Source organism: Rhodocyclus tenuis, assembly GCF_014197755.1.
GTDB classification, from domain to species: Bacteria; Pseudomonadota; Gammaproteobacteria; order Burkholderiales; family Rhodocyclaceae; genus Rhodocyclus; species Rhodocyclus tenuis.
Genome location: NZ_JACIGE010000013.1, coordinates 73,055 through 90,571, shown reverse-complemented (window position 1 = coordinate 90,571; position 17,517 = coordinate 73,055). Strand labels below are relative to the sequence as shown.

Annotated in this window: 17 protein-coding genes; 6 read left to right on the top strand and 11 right to left on the bottom strand. The window is 64.9% G+C overall.

The genetic code is table 11. From position 1 onward, the window contains the following. Positions 1-66: 66 nt before the first annotated feature. The 7 genes from GGD90_RS15605 to nifE form a co-directional block, all read right to left on the bottom strand. Positions 67-513 carry a hypothetical protein gene (locus GGD90_RS15605; RefSeq protein ID WP_221227808.1) on the bottom strand — a complete coding sequence of 149 codons (447 nt, stop codon included), beginning with the start codon at positions 511-513 and terminating at the stop codon, positions 67-69. After that, positions 510-803 carry a ferredoxin III, nif-specific gene (gene fdxB, locus GGD90_RS15600; protein ID WP_153117571.1) on the bottom strand — a complete coding sequence of 98 codons (294 nt, stop codon included), beginning with the start codon at positions 801-803 and terminating at the stop codon, positions 510-512. Before fdxB ends, GGD90_RS15605 begins: the two co-directional genes overlap by 4 nt. Before the next feature lies 1 nt (position 804). Beyond that, entirely contained in the window at positions 805-1,026 is a 222-nt protein-coding gene (locus tag GGD90_RS15595) for a CCE_0567 family metalloprotein (RefSeq protein ID WP_153117572.1), read from the bottom strand. Between the two features lie 37 nt (positions 1,027-1,063). Further along, on the bottom strand, positions 1,064-1,531 hold the full coding sequence (locus tag GGD90_RS15590) for a NifX-associated nitrogen fixation protein (RefSeq protein ID WP_153117573.1): 468 nt from the start codon (positions 1,529-1,531) through the stop codon (positions 1,064-1,066). A 101-nt stretch (positions 1,532-1,632) separates the two neighbouring features. Further along, positions 1,633-2,064 carry a NifB/NifX family molybdenum-iron cluster-binding protein gene (locus GGD90_RS15585; protein WP_153117574.1) on the bottom strand — a complete coding sequence of 144 codons (432 nt, stop codon included), beginning with the start codon at positions 2,062-2,064 and terminating at the stop codon, positions 1,633-1,635. A 13-nt stretch (positions 2,065-2,077) separates the two neighbouring features. Next, the gene (gene nifN / locus GGD90_RS15580; RefSeq protein WP_153117575.1) at positions 2,078-3,538 is read right to left on the bottom strand and encodes a nitrogenase iron-molybdenum cofactor biosynthesis protein NifN; all 1,461 of its coding nucleotides are present in this window, start codon (positions 3,536-3,538) and stop codon (positions 2,078-2,080) included. Between the two features lie 10 nt (positions 3,539-3,548). Next, positions 3,549-4,955: a nitrogenase iron-molybdenum cofactor biosynthesis protein NifE gene (nifE, locus tag GGD90_RS15575; RefSeq protein ID WP_153117576.1), complete on the bottom strand. Its 1,407-nt coding sequence runs from the start codon at positions 4,953-4,955 to the stop codon at positions 3,549-3,551. A gap of 429 nt (positions 4,956-5,384) precedes the next feature. Here nifE and GGD90_RS15570 point away from each other — a divergent pair, with 429 nt between their 5' ends. After that, positions 5,385-7,019 (top strand): methyl-accepting chemotaxis protein, encoded by a 1,635-nt coding sequence (locus GGD90_RS15570; RefSeq protein ID WP_153117577.1) that lies wholly within the window; start codon positions 5,385-5,387, stop codon positions 7,017-7,019. Between the two features lie 154 nt (positions 7,020-7,173). Here GGD90_RS15570 and GGD90_RS15565 read toward each other — a convergent pair whose 3' ends face one another. The 3 genes from GGD90_RS15565 to GGD90_RS15555 all read right to left on the bottom strand — a co-directional run bounded on the left by GGD90_RS15565 (position 7,174) and on the right by GGD90_RS15555 (position 10,748). Then, a complete protein-coding gene (locus GGD90_RS15565; RefSeq protein WP_184415245.1) occupies positions 7,174-8,790 on the bottom strand; it encodes a methyl-accepting chemotaxis protein in 1,617 nt (538 codons plus the stop codon). Between the two features lie 81 nt (positions 8,791-8,871). Next, the gene (locus GGD90_RS15560; RefSeq protein ID WP_153117579.1) at positions 8,872-9,321 is read right to left on the bottom strand and encodes a cache domain-containing protein; all 450 of its coding nucleotides are present in this window, start codon (positions 9,319-9,321) and stop codon (positions 8,872-8,874) included. 245 nt (positions 9,322-9,566) lie between these two features. Continuing rightward, on the bottom strand, positions 9,567-10,748 hold the full coding sequence (locus GGD90_RS15555) for a branched-chain amino acid ABC transporter substrate-binding protein (RefSeq protein WP_153117580.1): 1,182 nt from the start codon (positions 10,746-10,748) through the stop codon (positions 9,567-9,569). 316 nt (positions 10,749-11,064) lie between these two features. Between GGD90_RS15555 and frdA the strand changes: the two genes are divergently transcribed. From frdA to GGD90_RS15530, 5 genes are all read left to right on the top strand, one after another. Beyond that, positions 11,065-12,888: a fumarate reductase (quinol) flavoprotein subunit gene (gene frdA / locus GGD90_RS15550; RefSeq protein WP_221227807.1), complete on the top strand. Its 1,824-nt coding sequence runs from the start codon at positions 11,065-11,067 to the stop codon at positions 12,886-12,888. Then, complete coding sequence (locus tag GGD90_RS15545) at positions 12,888-13,643, top strand: succinate dehydrogenase/fumarate reductase iron-sulfur subunit (protein ID WP_153117581.1); 756 nt, start codon at positions 12,888-12,890, stop codon at positions 13,641-13,643. The genes frdA and GGD90_RS15545 overlap by 1 nt, the downstream gene beginning before the upstream one ends. Beyond that, positions 13,640-14,101, top strand: coding sequence for a fumarate reductase subunit C (locus GGD90_RS15540; RefSeq protein ID WP_153117582.1), 462 nt, complete (start codon positions 13,640-13,642; stop codon positions 14,099-14,101). Before GGD90_RS15545 ends, GGD90_RS15540 begins: the two co-directional genes overlap by 4 nt. Then, a complete protein-coding gene (gene frdD, locus GGD90_RS15535) occupies positions 14,098-14,490 on the top strand; it encodes a fumarate reductase subunit FrdD (protein ID WP_153117583.1) in 393 nt (130 codons plus the stop codon). The genes GGD90_RS15540 and frdD overlap by 4 nt, the downstream gene beginning before the upstream one ends. Positions 14,491-14,672: 182 nt before the next feature. Then, complete coding sequence (locus GGD90_RS15530; protein ID WP_153117584.1) at positions 14,673-15,581, top strand: flagellar brake protein; 909 nt, start codon at positions 14,673-14,675, stop codon at positions 15,579-15,581. A 44-nt stretch (positions 15,582-15,625) separates the two neighbouring features. Here the strand turns inward: GGD90_RS15530 and GGD90_RS15525 are convergent, their stop codons facing one another. Next, positions 15,626-17,290, bottom strand: a complete 1,665-nt coding sequence (locus tag GGD90_RS15525; RefSeq protein WP_153117585.1) for a fatty acid--CoA ligase — start codon at positions 17,288-17,290, stop codon at positions 15,626-15,628. Positions 17,291-17,517 lie beyond the last annotated feature (227 nt).

The following is a 17,517-nucleotide window of genomic DNA, read 5'->3' as shown; positions in this document are numbered from 1 at the left end:
GCGTAGACGCAAGGGCATGAACGCAAGAGCAAACGACTGGCGGCGAGTCGTTCGCCGCCAGCGTGCTCAGCCGAGGATCGCCTCGTAGGCAAGCCTGGCCAGCGCCAGTTCGAGCGGCGGCAGGTCGCGCAACTCGGTCAGCGCGACAAAGCGTACGTCACCGACGATGGCCGGGTCGAGCCGCGGCAGATCCAGCGTCGTGAACGCCGCCAGCAGGACGGTAATTTCACCTGCGTCCGTCTGCAGCAGCGCGTTGAACTCGCTGTTGGCGCGCAAGCTGCCGTCGGCAATGCCCAGTCGCTGCTCGGCGCTGCGCAAGGCGGCCGCCGGATGCAGGCGTACTGTCCCGGCGACCGGCGTCGTTCCGCCTTCAAGCAGGTGTGCGCCCTCGGGCAGTGCGTCGAAAGCGAGCAATCCTCCGCGCAGTCGCAGAAAGCGCGTGCGCGCGCTCGACGACTGCTGGTGATAGAGGATCAGGCGCACCGCAGCCGGTGCGCCTGCGCTGATGCTCACGCCGCCGGGTGCGGTGCGTAGGTGTAGCAGCCCTTCGGGCAGACGCGCCCGCAGGCGCCGCAGCCGATGCAGTCGCCCGGGTTGGAGATGGTCATGATCGAAGCGGTGTCGTCTTCGTCGTAGTCGTCGTCGAGTTCGACATCTTCACCGCGAACGATCAGGTCAAGCACCTTGCGCGGGCAGACCTTGTAGCAGCGGCCACAGCCGATGCACTTCTTCGGATCGATCGAGGTAGCGAATTCCGGTGTCCAGACGTCGCCGGCGAGGGTGAGACCAGTGATGAAAGCCATTTTAATTTCCTTGATTGGTGCTTGCTGCCTTGAGCCGCGCGTTAGCGTCGGCCCAAGCCTTGCAGGCGTCGTAAGTGGATTGCGCGATGCCGGGGATTTCCTCGTACGAGGCCGGCAGGCGGTCTTCAACCAGGTCGTGCAGTTGCCCGGCCCATTCGCTGGCGATGCGCTTCAGGCGCTTCACTTCCCGGTCGAGTTCTTTCAGTGCTTCTTCTTGCTGCATGCGCTGGCCCTCCGCATTCAATCCGCAGGGAACAAGGTCACAGTCCGGCGACTTCCGGATAGGTGCCGATGATTTCGATGGCAACCGAGAGCAGCTTGTCGGCCTCGGTCTTCATCTTCGACAGGCTGTCGAAGCCGAAGCGATGCACGTCACGCAGCGTCCGGTCGACAACGACCAGCTTGCCGACGGTGACCAGCGCCCGGCCGAAGCCTTCGTGCGACAGGTGCACCAGCGGCACCGCCATCAGGCGGCATTCTTTTTCAATCAGGACGGCGATGGCGTTGTAGAACGCCTTGACGCGGGCCAGCGTCTCCTCGTCCGGATCACCGACGATCGGCAGCTTCGACCGGTCTTCCTTGGTGAGCACGTAGGCGGCGAGCAGCGCAGCGGCTGATTTGTTGTCGTTGATACCGTAGCTGTCGAGCGCGCGCATCTGGCGCGTCATTTCCTTGATGAAATCCGTCTCGAAGATCGGATCGGCAGTCAGCGGTGGGTTGGAACTCATTTTTTATTACTCCCCGGTTTTTACAGAAGATGGTTTGGGCCAGATCGGCAGTGAATGGCCTTATCGCCGGTAGCGGCAGTGAGCTGTCGCGCTGACTGGGTTCATTCCGCCCAGCCCTCCTCGGCCATGCGGGTGAAGCGATCGTCGGCCTCGCTCTCGGCGATCTTGCGTCTTGCCCGCTCCAGCCAGGGAACGCTGCCGTCGCCGGCGGCGGCCTGTAGCTGGGCGAGCACCGAGTCGATCGTTTCCTCGTCGTCGAGGCGCACCGGCTGTACGCCGCGCGCCAGCAACTGACGCACTGCCGAACCGCCGATGGCACGGCAATAGACGGCGGCGCAGCCGGCGAGTGCATCGATGCGCGGCGCCAGCTTGTCCTCGACGCCGTCCATCGCGGCGGCGTCGAATTCGATGACTTCGAGCAGCAGCGGCCGTTTGCCCTCGCTGTCGAGACCATAGATGGCGAAGCCTGCGGTGGCTCCGAAGTGCTGATTCACCGTACTGCGGTCGTTGCTGGCAAAGGCGACTCTGAGCATGGGCAGAGTTCCTTTAGTGGCGGACCAGGCCAGCTTCAGCCGGCGCAGCATTGGCCTCGGCGGCTTCACCATGTGCATGGCAGTTTTTCCTTTCGCAGGCATCTGCACTGCGCAGTTCGCGCTCGCGTGCACCGTCCTGCCAGAAAATCGAGCGATAGGCGGCCGGTTCGTGATGATTCTCCAGAATCAGGTTGCCGAAGTCGAACAGCGCCTGCCGTCCGCCGCGATAGCCCGACCAGCAACGAGCGAAGCCGCCGAGGCGATCGTATTGCGGGAAGCCGGCGCGCAACAGCGGCAGCGCGAGACGTTCGGCGATCGGAGCCAGATGCGAGCTGCCGATCAGTACCTCGGCGCCCGCCGCGATGGCGGCTTTTTCCAGGTCCTCGAGGTCGCCGACGCGGACTTCGGCGCAGGGCGCGTCGGCCAGACAGGCGGCGCGTTCGGGTGCCACCGCGGCGACGATCTCGGCGCCGACGCCGGCAAAGAAGGCGCTCATCGCCAGCAGCAGATCGGCGTCGAGCGCCAGTGCAATGCGGCTGAAACCCGACATGAAGTGCGTGTCGACCATCGCGTCCTGCAGCTGCGCGCGTTGCCGGTCGATGCGTTCGGGAACCGGCACGCCGGCGATTGATGCCAGCGTCTGCGTGAAGGCGTCGCAGGCATCGAGGCCCATCAGGTGATCGAAACGGAAGTCGGGAACACCAGTGCGCGCGCGCAGCAGATCGGCGGCGCGTGTCAGCGAACGGCCGATGACCAGCGTCGCGGTCGCTTCGCCGAGCGTCGCGATCTCGCTCTTCGGCGTGCCGCCGAGCGTCAGTGGCGTCGTCTCCTGCGGCACGAGATGGCCGTCGAGCGAATCGCCGAGGTCGGGCAGAAAGACCGGGCGCAGACCGAATGCCTCGATCCAGTCGCGGATCGCTTCGATGTCGCCGGGGCCGAGCAGCGAGCCGGCGAGCACATTGACCTGCTTGCGCCGCCGGCCGGCGCACTGGCTTTGCGGCACCAGCGTGGCGATGATCGCTTCGACCGCGGCGGCAAAGCCGGTTTCGAAAGTACCGGTGAAATCGGGGCAGTTCACCGGGACGATGGCGACATCGGCAAATTCCGGATGCTGGCTGCGGAATTCGCGCACCAGCCGCTGGATGTCGGTGCCCTGCGTTTCGGAGAGGCCGGTCGTCGCCAGACCGATCACGTCCGGCGCGTTCTTGGCGCAGATCGTCTGCAGACCGTCGATGACGTTCGCGTCGGAACTCATCACCGTCGAAATCTGGTCCATCGCCGTCGTCTGCAGCGGGATCGGCTCGCGGAAATGGCGCACGAGAAAGACCTTGCCGAAGGCGGTACAGCCTTGCGAGCCGTGCAACATCGGGATCGCGTTCTTCAGGCCGAGGAAGGCCAGCGACGCGCCGACCGGCGGGCTCGCCTTCAGCGGGTTGACCGACAGGGCCTTGGCGCGACGGACGATCTGGGCCATGGCGTCCTCCTCAGGCGGCCAGCGGCTTGCCGAGCGTGTGCGCGGCGGCCCACGGCGCGGGGCGGCGAACCGCTTCCCACACCGGCGATTCGATCGAAAGCGCCAGCTGGCGCGCGAGTTCGAGCATTCCCGAATAGCCGGCGTAGCCGAATTCGCGTTCCTGATTGATGTCGAGGAAGGGGATGCGCGCCTTCAGGGCGGTGTAGAGGTTGCGACCGCCGGCGATGAGGATGTCGGCACGCTGTTCGCGGTAGACGCCGAGCAGCGCGCCCGGCGAGCCCTCGGTGATCATCAGCGCGTCCTCGCCCATCAGTTCGCGGATGCGCGCCTTGTCTTCCTCGGTCGACTTGCGCGTGCCGGTGGCGACGACTTCCATACCCAGATCCTGCAGCGCTGAGACGACCGACCACGACTTGACGCCGCCGGTGTAGAGCAGCACTCGCCGGCCGCGCAGACGCTCGCGCCACGGTTCGAGTTCGGCGTTGATTTTCGCTTCCTCGCGCTCGATCAGCGCTTCGGTGCGCGCGCTCAGATCTTCGTCGCCGAGCAGGCGGGCGAAGTCGCGCAGCGCCTGCGAGGTGTCGGCAACGCCGTAGAAGCTGCCTTCGAAGAAGGGCGTGCCGTAATCGCTCTGCAGGCGGCGGGCGACGTTGAGCAGCGCCTTGGCGCAGACGACCATGTTGGCTTCGGCGCGATGCATCGTCTGCACTTCGCGGAAGCGTCCGTCACCGGACAGCGAACAGAGGATGCGCAGGCCGAGTTCGTCGAACAGCGGCGCGACGTTCCAGAATTCGCCGGCGATGTTGTATTCGCCGATCAGGTTGATGTCGTGCACGCGGATGCCGGGGCGCTGTGCGGCGTCGGGAACCGGGTCGGGCTCGCGGCGACCGATGACGTGACGGAACATCGCCTCGCCGGCAATGCGGTTGCCGAGGTTCTTGGTGCCGTAGAAGCCGGCGCAATCGACCGGAATCACCGGCACGCCCCAGCGCTCGCTGGCGTCGCGCGCCACCGCTTCGACGTCGTCGCCGATCAGCGCGGTGACGCAGGTGGTGTAGACGAAGACGGCGGCCGGCGAATGCTCGTCGATCGCCTGCTTGATCGCATGGAACAGCCGCTTCTCGCTGCGTCCCATGATGATGTCCTGTTCGCTGAGGTCGGTGGTCATGCCGGTGCGGAACAGCGTCGGCCCCGACGAGCGCGTGCCGCGGTTGTCCCACGAGCTGCCGGCACAGGCGATCGGCCCATGCACGATGTGGGCAACGTCGGCGATCGGCAGCAGCGCGATCTGCGCGCCGTCGAACGAGCAGCCGCCAGCGGTGGCGCCGGGTTTCGGACGCGCGCAGCCGGACTTCGCCTTGTCGTTGTGGGCGCAGGCCGGTTCGTTTTGCAGTTCGGCGATTTCGCTGGCTTTCATGGCGCTTTCCTGTCGGCTTCGGGGTGGGCAGCGCCCTTGCCGATGCAAGCCGTGTGCCACCGTTCAAGGCCTTGATTTCGCGGCTTTGTCGCCTCCGGAGAAATGTTGCAAAGGCGACAAGCGCAGGAAAACTGCGACATATACCGGCCGCGTGTCCGTCGCTGCGCACCCTCCTTTGGTCAGAGGATCTGTGGCGGTGATCGATGAGTAGCAGAGTAAAATTCTCAAGTTATCGTTGGGCGCCCCGTTAGCTTTGTACGTTTCCGGAAGCTTGTAGCGCCTTGAATGAATAAATATACAAAAACGGCAGAAGTGGTATAAAATGCCGCGAAGTTGGATTTCGTCCGATGTTTTTTTGCGCATCTTGTCGCCTCGGGTCGCCCTTTCGGGCTGCCGCGCAGCAGGGTGTTTGCACAGAGAGTGAGAAAGATGCGTAACAATCAGCCAGTCACCGCCGTTGAAACACTGTTGCCGGAAGGCGAGTTCATCTACTCGCGCACCGACCTCAAGGGCATGATCGTCGAGGCCAACGCGGCTTTCGCCAAGGTCAGCGCGTATACGCGCGAAGAGATGATCGGCCAGCCGCACAACCTCGTGCGCCATCCCGACATGCCGGTCGAAGCCTTTGCCGATATGTGGGCCGATCTGAAAGCCGGCCGGCCTTGGCGCGGTCTGGTGAAAAACCGGCGTAGTGACGGCGGTTTCTACTGGGTCGTCGCCAATGCTTCACCGGTGCGCGAGAACGGCAACGTCGTCGGCTATCAGTCGGTGCGTTCGCGGCCGACGCGCGACGAGATCGCTGCGGCGCAGGATGCCTACAAGCGCCTGAAGGCCGGTGACAAGGCTATCCGTGTCGAGCATGGCCGCATCGTTCACTCGCGCACCGGACTCGTTTCATCGCTGCTGGAAATCTATACGCAGATGGGCGCAATCGGCCTGATCAGCATTCTGCTTGGCGCGCTGTTGCTGTTGCCCGAGTCGCTCGACATTCCCTTCCTGCCGTGGGTGAAGATGGGTCTTGGCACCTTCGGCATCGTTTCCGGACTCGGCTTCCTGCTGCTGTTCGTGCCGCACTTGCGCCGCGATCTCGGAGCGATCAACGACTATCTCGAACGCGTGCTGACCACCGGCAATCTGCGCCAGCGTCTGTTTCTCAAGCGTCGCGACGCGATTGGCGGCGTTGCTTCGCGCGTCGACTGTTTCGTTTCTTCGATCCAGGCGACGGTGCAGGGAATGGACGACAGCGCCATCCAGGTGCAGCGCGTCAGCCACGAAGTCGAACAGGGTGTCGATAACGTCGCCGACTCGGCGCGCGTGCAGAGCGACGCGACCAGCGCGGCAGCGGCAGGTATCGAGGAAATCACGGTGTCGATCAGCGAGGTGACCGCGCACGCAGCGGCAACGCGCACCGCGGCGCAGGAGGCGAGCGAGGCATCGCTGCGCGGTGCCGAGCTCTCGGCCAAGGCGAGCACGACCATCCTCGCGCTGGCCGAAACGGTCAAGGAGTCTGCCGCGCAGGTCGAGTTGCTCGGCGAGCAGTCCGAGGAGATTTCGCGCATTACCGGCGTTATCCGCGAAATCGCCGACCAGACCAATCTGCTGGCGCTCAACGCCGCCATCGAAGCGGCACGCGCCGGCGAGCAGGGCCGCGGTTTCGCCGTGGTCGCCGACGAGGTCAGGAAACTGGCCGAACGCACCGGCAAGGCGACGCAGGAAATCAGCGACATGATCGGCGCGATCCAGAGCGAAACGCAGAAGGCCGTCGACGGCATGCGCTCTGGCGCGACGCAGGTCGAGACCGGCGTCCTGCTGGTGCAGGATGCGCAGACGGCCCTGACCGAGATCAACAGCCAGATGGGCGTCACCGTCGGCATGGTCAATGACATCTCGCATTCGTCGAGCGAACAGCAGGAGGCGATGACGCTGATGGCGCAGAGCGTCGAGCGTGTGGCGACGATGACGGAACAGAACGTCGCCGTCGTCGCGCAGACGCATGGCGCGGTCGAGACGCTGAACGGCGTTGTCGAGCGCATGCGCAAGTCGGTGAATCAATTCTCGGTTTAGTCCGGCCCCACCCGGCCGCTGCCTCGCCCGCGGCCGGATAAGGCATTCCGCGGCGTTGCGCTGCGGCGGCGACGGCTGCGGCAGCACGCCGCACCAGCGGCGCGAACGCCGCGGCTGCTCCGCCACGAAACGTCTGTGCCGGCGGGCGCAGCGCTCAGCAGCGGAAGCGGCTGACCAGCGTCTGCAGCGCGCCGGCCATGCCGTTCAGACCATGTGCGAGTTTTTCGCTGCTGCTGGCTGAAGTGCTGTTCTGCTCGCCCATCTGTGCCACGCGTTCGACGTTCTGCGCGATCTGCGTGCTCGCCTTGCTTTGTTCCCCGGCGGCATTGGCCACGTCAATCAGGCTTTCCAGCGCGGCAAGCGAGCTGCTGCGCAGTTCTTCGAGCGGTGCTTGCAGCTTGCGGATGATGCCGACGCCCGCCTCGACCTGAGCGTTGGCCGCTGCCATCTTTGCGGCGGCACCGCTCGTCTGCGCCTGGATTGCCTCGATCATCTGCTTGATTTCGTTGGTCGAGGTGCCGGTGCGTTCGGCGAGTTTCCTGACCTCGTCGGCAACGACGGCAAAACCGCGGCCCTGCTCGCCAGCGCGTGCCGCTTCGATGGCGGCGTTGAGCGCCAGCAGATTGGTCTGGTCGGCGATTTCGCGGATGACGTTGGCGATCTGGCTGATCTGTTGCGAGCTGGTTTGCAGCTGTTCGATGGTATGTGTCGTTGCCGTCACGCTCTCGGCGATCTTGTTGATTTCGGTGGCTGCGGCATCGACCTGCGCCTTGCCTTCGACGGCGATGCGCGCGGTATTGTCGGCAACGCGGCGCGCCGACTGCGCGTTATCCGAAACCTGCGCGATGCTGACGGTCATTTCCTCGACGGCGGCCGCGGTGCTGCTGATCGCTTCGCTCTGTTCGCGCACCGAGGCGCTGATTTCGCCAGCGGCGTGGCTCATTCCTGCTGCCGACTGTTCGACCTCGCCGGCACTGTCGGCAATGGCGACGATCACCTGGCGCAGGCTCGACTGCATGCGCTGCAGCGCGTCGAGCATCTGGCCGACCTCATCCTTGCCGCCCTGCGGGATCGCCGATGCGAGATCGCTGTCGGCGATGCGTCCGGCAGCCAGTGTTGCCTGTCCGACACGCGTCGAGATGCTGCGTGCCATCCGGAAGCTGACGCCGACGGCAACGGCGATGGCCACCAGCAGTGCCAGCGTCGCCAGCAGGCGTGCGCGCTGGTACGACGCCGCTGCCGAATCGTAGGCTTCCTGCGCCAGGCGCTGTTCCGTCGTCACCAGCGTTCCGGTCAGCTGGCCCAGTTGCGCGAACACCTCGTCGGTCGTCTGCATCGCCGACAGACCCATGTTCATGTCGGTAGAGGCCATGTCGAGCGCCTGCGCCACGCTCTTGCGGTAGGCGAGCAGCGCCTGCGCGATGTCCTCGCCGAGCTGGCGTGTTTCGGTGTCGAGGTCGGTTGTTTTCTTCAGTTCGCTCAGCGAGGCGACCACTCGGTCGGCGTCAGCGATCAGTGCCTGGCTTTCCTTGTCGAGTTTCGATTCGTCGAAGGTGCCGGCCCAGGTCATCAGCCGGTAGGTCCGCGCATGAATGTCGAGCACTTCGCTCTTGGCGCGCGCCGCTGCCTGCAGATGCGCGAGACGGACGAAGTAGAGATTGTCGAGCGCCGCATTCTGGCTTTCGAGCGCCTGATAGCCGATGCCGCCGAGCAGCAGCATGAAGGCGATGGCGATCGCCGGTGCAGCAAGGATTTTCTGGAAGAGTTTCACGGCGGCTCGCTCGATGACGGAAATACGAGAAGCAGCCCCGGCCCGCAACGGGCGGGGCTGCCGCCATTACATCTGCGCAACTCAGCGTTTATAAACGCCGGCGCAGATCACCGTATCGTCGAGCTTTTCACAGTAGGCGCGCTTGGGCAGCGCCTTCTTGGTAATCGGGTCAGTGAACTTGTAGTCCTGCCAGAACTTGCCCTTGCTGTTGGCAAGATCGACGCGCTCCTTGACGAAGGCCTTGCCGTCGGGGTCCTTCAGATCGATCAGTTCCTTGCCGACCTGTTTGGCATTCTGGCCGTGCGCCAGCACCTTGCCGTCGAGTCCATAAACCACCGGATAGAGATCGCGGTCGATCCACTTCGCATCCTTCGCCGTGATCTCCTCGTAGGTCTTTGCCTTATTGGCCTTGACTGCGGTCACCACCTTGCCGACCAGGGCTTCGGCTTCCTTTTCGCTGGCGAATTCCGACGCCATTGCCGCAGAACACATCAGGAACGTCGCAGAAGCAATCCAGACAGACGCTTTCATTTCTTCCTCCTCGTTGATGTTGAAAGTCCTTGCTTGTGAAGGCTTTGTCCTGTTGGCCGGACAATCGTTGTGCGGAATCTCCCTGCGTGGCAGCTTACCGACGGCGTTGCTGGCGCCGGCTCCATGATGCCGAGTGCGACAAGTATAGTCTCCCTTTTGTCATCAGGTGACGGCAAAAATAACGCAATTTAATCAGGTTGTTGCTGCGACCGGGCGGGTTCGGCCGGTCGCAGCTTGCGGCCAGATTACTTGCCTGCCGCTTCGAGCACCTTCCATTCGCCGCCTTCGACCTTATAGACGGTGATCGCGCCGTCGCGCAGGTCGCCCTTATCGTCGTAGGCGATGTTGCTCGAGGTGACGCCGGCAACCTGCGTCCTGGCGAGGAAAGGCAGGTACTTTGCCGGTTCGCTCGAGCCGGCGGCCTTCATCGCTTCAATCATGACTTTGGTCGCGTCGTAGGCGTAGGGCGAGTAGATCTGCACTTCCTCGTTGAAGCGTGCCTTGTACTTCGTCTCGTAGTCCTTGCCACCCGGCATCTGTGCCAGCGGCAGGCCGGCCAGCGAAGCGACGGTGCCTTCGGCAGCGCTACCGGCAAGGGTGATGAAGTTCGGCGACTTGACCATTTCGCCGCCCATCAGCGTTGCCTTGATGCCGAGCTGCTTGATCTGCCGCGCCATCGGACCGGCCTGCGCGTCGGCACCGCCGAAGAAGAGAACGTCCGGTTTGGCGCTCTTGATGCTGGTCAGGATGGCCATGAAGTCGCTGGCCTTGTCGCTGGTGAACTCGCGCTTGACGATCTCGGCGCCGGCTTCCTTGGCCGACTTCTCGAACTCGTCAGCGAGGCCCTGGCCGTAGGCGGTGCGGTCGTCGACGATGGCAATGCGCTTGGCGCCGAGCTTGTCGACGGCAAAGCGGCCCATGACGCTGCCTTGCTGCACATCATTGGTCATGGCGCGGAAAGTCGTCTTGTAGCCGTTGCCGGTGTAGGCCGGCGAAGTGGCCATGGCGATTTCGGGGATGCCGGCTTCCGAATAGATGCGCGAGGCCGGGATGCTGGTGCCCGAATTGAAGTGGCCGAGCATGCCGGCGATCTTCGCGTCGACCAGTTTCTGCGCCACTGCCGTGCCCTGTTTCGGATCGGCCTGGTCGTCTTCGCTGACCAGTTCGAAGCGCACCGGCTGGCCGCCGATCTGTACCTTGGCCGCATTGGCTTCTTCGACGGCGAGCACGACGCCGTTCTGCATCTCCTTGCCGTAGTGGGCTTGCGGGCCGGTCAGCGGCGCGGCGAAGCCGAGCTTGACGAGCTTGGCTTCCGGTGCCGCTACAGGGGCTGCTGTTGCCGGGGCTTCGTCTTTCTGGCTACAGCCGCCAAGCAGCGCGAGGCTGACGGCGATCGCCGAACACTGGATCAGGGTGCTTTTCTTCATTGCGCAGGTTCCTAGCTGACGGAAAAAAGGGATCAATGGCGCCGATGCACTCGCGGCTGCGGGCCGGGGCATCAGGAATTTTCCGGTGGCACGCAGCGTGCACCGGCAAGACCACGAGTCTGGCCGCTGGCGCTTTGCCGGTCAAGGTCTGCCGCACTCGCAGCAGAACGGCAGCATGCGGCGCGGGCAGGTGGCGCGAAACGAACCGGAGAATTCCCGGTTCTGCTGGGGATGCTTCGTCTTCCGTGTGCAAAGCGGCTAAGATGGCGGACGCGGCGAGGCCGCATTCGCCGCGCTCCCGCCAGGCTGGAAAGGAATGAACGTGGAAATATTCAAGGCCGACGTGGTCATCGTCGGTGCCGGCGGCGCCGGGCTGCGCGCGGCCATCGCCATCGCCGAGGCCGAGCCGACGCTGCGCGTGGCGCTGGTCTCCAAGGTCTATCCGATGCGCTCGCACACGGTCGCCGCCGAAGGCGGATCGGCCGGTGTCGTGCAGGCGCACGACAGCCTCGAGCATCACTTCAACGACACTGTTTCCGGCGGCGACTGGCTGTGCGAGCAGGACGTCGTCGAGGATTTCGTCGCGCGCTGCACCGAGGAGATGGTGCAGCTTGAGCACTGGGGCTGTCCGTGGAGCCGCAAGGCCGACGGCCATGTGAACGTGCGCGCCTTCGGCGGCATGAAGATCGAGCGCACCTGGTTTGCTGCCGACAAGACCGGCTTCCACATGCTGCACACGCTCTTCCAGACCTCGCTCAAGTACCCGTCGATCCGTCGTTTTGACGAGTATTTCTGCGTCGATCTGGTGGTCGAGGACGGGCGTGCGCAGGGCGTCGTTGCCATCGAGGTCGCCTCCGGGGGCTTCACGCTGATCGAGGCCAGGTCGGTGATCATCGCCACCGGCGGCGCTGGTCGCGTCTTCCGCGAGAACACCAACGCCGGCATCGTCACCGGCGACGGCATGGCGCTCGCCTATCGCCACGGCGTGCCGCTGCGCGACATGGAGTTCGTGCAGTACCACCCGACCTGCATGCCGGGCACTGGCCTCTTGTTTACCGAAGCCTGCCGCGGCGAGGGCGGTTTCCTGGTCAATAAGGACGGCTACCGCTACCTGCAGGATTACGGTCTCGGCCCGGCCGAGCCGACGCCGCGCAACAAGGCAATGGAACTCGGTCCGCGCGACCGGCTGAGCCAGGCCTTCTGGTACGAGGAGCAGAAAGGGCGCACGCTCGCCGGCAAGCACGGCAGCTACGTTAACCTCGACCTGCGCCACCTCGGCGAGAAGAAACTGCGCGAGCGCCTGCCGCAGATCTGCGAACTGGCCGAGGAGTTTCTCGGCATCGACCCGGCGCAGACGCCGATCCCGGTGCGGCCGGCGGTGCATTACACGATGGGCGGCATCCTCGTCGACGGCCAGTGCGCAACGCCGCTGCCCGGCCTCTACGCCGTCGGCGAGTGTTCGAGCGTCGGCATCCACGGCGCCAACCGGCTCGGTTCCAACTCGCTGGCCGAACTGTGCGTCTTCGGCAAGAGCGCCGGTCTCGCCGCGGCGGCCTTCGCGCGCAGCGCGGCGCCGGCACCGGGCGACACGCTGCTACGGCAGGCGGAAGCGGCGCGCGAGCGGGCGCTGGCCCTACGCGCGCGCGCGCCGGCCTCCGGCAGCGGCGAACGCATCGCGCTGCTGCGCCACGAAATGGCGGCAACGATGGAAGCCGGTTGCGGCATCTACCGCTTGGCCGAGAGCATGCAGGCGACCTGCGACAAGCTTAGCGAACTGCGCGAGCGCTTCGCCAATGTGCTCGTCGAGGACAAGTCGAGCGTCTGGAACAGCGACTGGCTGCTCGCCATCGAGCTCGACTACCAGCTCGACGTGGCGCAGGCGATCGCGCATTCGGCGATCAACCGGCGCGAGTCGCGCGGCGCGCACCAGCGCCTCGACGGCTTCGAGGCACGCGACGACGAGAATTTCCTCAAGCACACGCTGGCGCACTACGTGCCGGGCGAGCCGCCGCGCATCGACTATGGCGCGGTGAAGATCACCCGCTCGCAGCCAGCGACGCGCGCCTACGGCGCCGCCGGCGAAAAAATGGAACAGGCCGCCGCGCAGGCGGCCGGCAATGCAGCAGACGGGAAGGCGTGATGAGCACGAACGAGAAGACCATCGAAATCGAAGTCCTGCGCTACCGTCCCGAGCAGGACGCTGCGCCCTTCCCGCAGACGTACGTCGTTCCCTACAGCGACGACATGTCGGTGCTGCAGGGCCTGCAGTACATCAAGGACCAGCTCGACGGCACGCTGTCGTTCCGCTGGTCGTGCCGGCAGGCGATCTGCGGCAGCTGCGGCGTGATGATCGACGGCATTCCCAAGCTGTCGTGCAAGAGCTTCCTGCGCGACTACGCCGGCAAGGGGCGCGTTCGCGTCGAGGCGCTGGCGAACTTCCCGATCGAGCGCGATCTGGTGATCGTCATGGACAGCTTCGTCGAGAAACTGGAGAGCATCAAGCCCTACATCATCCCGAAGGAGCCACGTCCGCTCAGCGCTGGCGAATACCTGCAGACGCCGGCGCAACTCGACGCCTACGCGCAGTACAGTTCGTGCATCAACTGCCTGCTCTGCTACGCGGCTTGCCCGCAGGTCGGTCTCTCGCCCGATTTCGTCGGCCCGGCGGCGCTGGCGCTGCTCTTCCGCTACAACAGCGATTCGCGCGACGGTGGCGCCGCGCAGCGCATGCCGGTGGTCGGCGCCGAGAGCGGCGCTTTCCATTGCACGGCGGTCGGCTACTGCTCCGAGGTCTGCCCCAAGGGCGTCGATCCGGCGAGCGCCGTCAATCAGGCCAAGGGCGCCAGCGTGCGCGAGTATTTCATGGGCTTTCTCGGCAAGGGAGGCGGCAAATGAGTGCATCCGATCCGCGGCCGGCAGCGCCCCGCGCGGCGCCGGCGTTACCCGGTGTGGCGGGCAACCCGCGCCGGCCCTACGTGCGGCCGATGGCCGGCTGGTGGCTGCGCAATCCGTACTTCGTCCGCTACATGGCGCGCGAGGGTACTGCAGTGTTCGTCGCTGCCTACGCGCTGATCCTGCTCGTCGGCCTCGTCCGGCTGGCGCAGGGCGAAGCGGCGTGGAACGGCTGGCTGGAAGCCTTGCGCAGCCCGCTGTCGACCATCCTGCACCTGGTTTTCCTCGCCGTCTTCGTCTTTCACACCGTCACCTGGTTCGAGGTGCTGCCGAAAACGATGCCGCCACTGCTCGTCGGTGGCAAGCGCGTGGCGCAGTCGGCGATTACCGCTGGCGCCATCGCCGTCGCGGCGGCGGCGAGCCTCGCGCTGTTCGGCATTGTCTGGGGGCTGACGCGATGAACCATTCCGCGAATCCCCGCCGTCCGGCGCAGACACGGCGCTCGCCGGAACCGATCTTCTGGGCCTTGTTCGGTGCCGGCGGCATGCTCTCGGCGCTGATCGCGCCGATGCTGGTGCTGATCACCGGCATCGCCGTGCCGCTCGGCCTGCTGTTGCCGGCCGACGCGATGAGCTACCACAACATGCTGGCGCTGGCGCAGAACCCGCTCGGCAAGGCGATCCTGCTCGCCGTCGTCGCCTTGTTCTTCTGGCACGCGGCGCACCGCATCTTCCACAGCCTGCACGATCTGGGCATTGATGCCGGCAACGGCGCGCGCCTCATCTTCTATGGCGCCGCTTTCCTGGCCACGCTGGCGGCTGCCGGCGCGCTGCTGCTGCTCGGTTTTTGATCCGTTGATGTTTTGGGTGAATAGGCCGAGGCGAGCTACACTCGCGGAGCGGCAGCTGCAGCAAGGGTTCAGCAAAATGGGGGTTGTCCCGACTGGGGCAACGGCGTGGGGGAAATCACCGGTGCCTCGACTCGCTTGAGCGGGCGGTGTTGGTGATCGCAACAAGCTCAGAGACGCGGGTAATGGCTCGGATTGCAATCAGCGAGAACGAAATCGAACTCGGCAAGCCCCTTTCCTGGGACGTGCTCGACCCTGAAGGCAATCGCCTTGCCGCCGCCGGCGATATCGTTCATACCAAGGCGCACCTCAAACTCCTGATCAGCGGTCAGGCCTGCCGCGAGCAGCCGGAGCAGGGTCCGGCTGCTGCGGGCGGCGATGAGACGGGTGCCACCGGTCTGGGTGGGCAGGAATCGAGCTTCACCTTCGAGGAGATGAAGCTGAAGATCGGCGACCGGCTGCAGATCCAGCCGCCCGCGCGCTTTGCCATGGATCGCGTCATCGTCCGCCTGATCGGCTATGTCAAGAACCTGAGCGTGCTGGTTTCTGCGCCGCGCGAAACCAACGGCTTGCGCCTGCAGATCGTTGAAGGCGACGATCTGGTCGTGCGCGTATTCACCAGCCAGAATGCGTTCGGTTTTTCGGCGACGGTCGAGAAGCTCGTCAAGATTCCCTTCGAGTACCTGCACCTGTCATTCCCCGCCGAGGTGAAGGGCGTCGTCATCCGCAAGGCACCGCGCGTGAAAAGCCGTCTGGTGTGCAGCGTCACCAGCGAAGAAACCGGTGAAGAGCATATCTCCGGAATCCTCGTCAATATCAGCGCCAAGGGCGCCCTTCTGGCCAGCCGGCGGCCGCTCGGCAAGAAAGGCGGGACGATTCGCGTCGCTTTTCGCGTGAATCTGCACTCGATCGAGACGCTTCTGAGCATTTCGGCCATCGTGCGGGCGCAGTTCGTCGACGAGAACTCCGCCAATAGCAAGACCAGCCTGATCAACCACGGGCTTGAATTCATCAATCTGCAGCCAAACGACACGCTGATCCTGCAGAGCATGATCTATCAGCAGATGATCGAGCAGCCGGAAACGCTGCTTTAGGATGCGTCGGGTGCCAGCCAGAGCCGGCACCCCGGCCAACTGGCTCAGTCGCGCAAGGCCTGCGGATCGGCGCGCATGTCGCGCTTGTTCATCTTGCCGACGCTGGTCTTCAGCAGCCGCTTGACGAAGGAAACCTGCAGCAGGACGCCATAGCGCGAACAGCCCGAGGCGTCGATCGCCTGCGCCGCGAAGTTGCGCAACGCGTGCTCGCTCAGCTTGCCGACATGCTCGGGTTTCAGCAGCACCAGCGCCAGCGGCCGTTCGCCCCACTTGGCGTCGGGCGTACCGACGACAGCGACTTCCTGCACGGCTTCGTGTTTGGCGATGATGTCTTCGAGTTGCAGCGAAGAGGTCCATTCGCCGCCGACCTTGATCACGTCCTTGATGCGGTCGGTGACCTTCAGATAGCCGGCGGCATTGATGTTGCCGATGTCCGAGGTGTGCAGGTAGCCGCCGGCCCACAACTCTTCGGATTCGACGGGCGCCTTGAGGTAGCCTTGCGTCAGCCATGGCGAGCGCACGACGACTTCGCCGCTCGCCTTGCCGTCGTGCGCCACATCCTGCATTTCGCCATCGACGATGCGCAGGTCGACCAGCGGCAGTGGCAGTCCGGTCTTGGCACGCAGCACCGCCTGCTCTTCCGCCGACAGTTTCATGTCGTCGAACTTCAGGTGGGCGAGGGTGAGCACCGGGCAGGTTTCCGACATGCCGTAGCCGGTGAACAGGTCAATGCCGCGCTGGTGCGCGGCGATGGCCATTGCTTCCGGCATCGCCGAGCCGCCGATGATCAGTTTCCAGTTGGAGAGGTCGAGCTCTTTGGCGTGCGGATGGCCGAGCACGAGATGCAGGATCGTCGGCACGCAGTGCGAGAAGGTGACGCCTTCCTCGGCGATCAGGCGACAGAGTACGTCGGGCTGGTAACGCCCCGGATAGACCTGCTTCAGTCCGAGCATCGTCGCGATGTACGGGAAGCCCCAGGCGTGCACGTGGAACATCGGCGTCATCGGCATATACACGTCTTCGCGATGCAGGCGGCCGTTGGCGTGCGCGCCACCGAGCGCTGCGGCACAGCCGAGCGCATGCAGCACCAGTTGGCGATGGCTGAAGTAGACGCCCTTGGGCTGGCCGGTGGTACCGGTGGTGTAGAAAGTCGTCGCCTGCGCGTTCTCGTCGAAATCGGCAAATTCAAAGTCGGCGCTGGCCGACGCCAGCAGTGCCTCGTACTCGGCGGCCACCGTTACCGGCATTTCGCCCGCGGCAGCGGCTTCGTCGTCGCTGAGGAGGACGAAGGTTTTCACCGTTTCGAGACGGCCGGCGATGCTCGCCAGCACCGGCAGGAACTCGCTGTTGACCAGCAGGACGTCGGCCTCGGCGTGGTTCAGCGTGTACAGGATCTGCTCCGGATTGAAGCGGACGTTCACCGTCTGCAGCACGGCGCCCATCATCGGTACCGCGAAAAAACACTCCAGATAGCGGTGGCTATCCCAGTCCATCACTGCCACCGTCTGCCCCGCCTCGACGCCCAGTCCGGCCAGACCGCTGGCCAGACGGCCGATGCGCGCGCGCAACTCGCGGTAGTTGTAGCGCAGTCGCCCCTGGTAGGTGATTTCCTGTTCGGGCGCGATGACCAGCGGGGTGAGCAGAAGCTGCTTGATGAGCAGCGGGTACTGGTAGGCAGAAGTGGTCGCCTGGACCAATTTGACCGGCATGAGAAACTCCGAGAACGGTGGGGATAGTCGTCGATGCCCGAGCATCGGTCGCGCATTTTACCGCCGCGGGAGGGCCCGTTCTCTGAATGTCTGCTGCTGGTGGGCCTGCGGAATCCGTTCAGGTGGCCGCCGATCGCGTGCGCGAGGCGTGTGTGCGAGTCGCGTGGCTGACTTGCCGTCCGCCGGCGGCTGTTCTCGGGCCGCTCGGGCGTTCCGGAAGGGCGCCG